The organism is Enterobacter cloacae complex sp. GF14B (genome assembly GCF_004136805.1).
In the GTDB taxonomy this organism is placed as follows: Bacteria; Pseudomonadota; Gammaproteobacteria; order Enterobacterales; family Enterobacteriaceae; genus Enterobacter; species Enterobacter hormaechei_C.
Genome location: NZ_QFRV01000321.1, coordinates 1 through 1,077 on the forward strand (window position 1 = coordinate 1; position 1,077 = coordinate 1,077).

Annotated in this window: 2 protein-coding genes; both read left to right on the forward strand. The window is 39.6% G+C overall.

Translation table 11 applies throughout. The features are described from left to right. The first annotated feature begins 314 nt into the window (after positions 1–314). Complete coding sequence (locus DD606_RS25460) at positions 315–599, forward strand: hypothetical protein (RefSeq protein WP_129259515.1); 285 nt, start codon at positions 315–317, stop codon at positions 597–599. 134 nt (positions 600–733) lie between these two features. Beyond that, on the forward strand, positions 734–1,077 hold a 344-nt coding region (locus DD606_RS25465; protein WP_176691509.1), incomplete at its 3' end, for a retropepsin-like aspartic protease.

The window sequence follows — 1,077 nt, forward strand, 5'->3', positions numbered from 1 at the left end:
CACTGTTTTGACAAAAATTGTATCAGAATGAAGGGCAGACTGGGATCAACAATTACACTCAACACTATGGGCATACAAGGTAGCTTATAAAATATCGATTGTAACAACACCGTACAACATGGTGTTTGGTCTAAATACTATATTACCCATAGAGTTTTTAATTCCAACTCTACGAGTAGCGAAACGCTTAGAATGGACAGGGCATGAGCTCTCTTCAAGAATAGATGATCTTGAAAAGCTAGATGAACTTCGCTTGAAAGCTGTAGCTTCGATCTATGCTAAAAAGAGAAGACAAAAGGAGTTTTTTGACAAGCATGTGCACGAAAGAGTTCAAAACAGGTGATTATGTACTTGTTTATACCTTGAAGCAACATGCCAAGAAACTTAAAAAGCGAGGGATGGGACCCTTTGTGATTAGTGACCTATCACAAAGCGGAGCTGTCAAGCTTGCTACATTAGCAGGTGAAGAAATTCCAAATTGGATTAGTGGGTGTCGATTGAAGAAATATCATTTACCACTAACACAGGATATGCTTCAACAAATCCATCAAGGAAAACAACAAATGAAGGAGAAACAGAGGGTACGAGAAGAAGCTTAAGCAGAAGCAAAAGAACGCATTGCAAAAAGAAGGCTTCTACGACAACAACAACAAGGTGGATCACCGTTGCGAATCAATGCCATTCGACTAAAGTATTTTGATGAAGACACAGGGAGCCAGTAATTGCAGTCAAAGTGGGTAGCAATCAAGTTGAATCGACGGCATTGCTTGATTCTGGAGCTCAAGCGAATTTGATCTCTTACAGATTATACAAACAGCTCAAGCTCACAAGTCAGCTACATCCTACTCCACAAGTGTTGGAAAGTAGTACATCACATTCGTTGAAAACATTGGGCTGGACTATATTGCATGTACAAATACATCAATATATTTACCCACACAAGTTTTATGTGGTCAAGGATGAAAGCACACAACACCCCATGTTGTTGGGACAACCTTGGCAAAAAGAGTACAATGTGCAGATAGATTGGAATGCGAATGCAGTCAAAATTCAGCATGCACAAGAACAACAGATGTT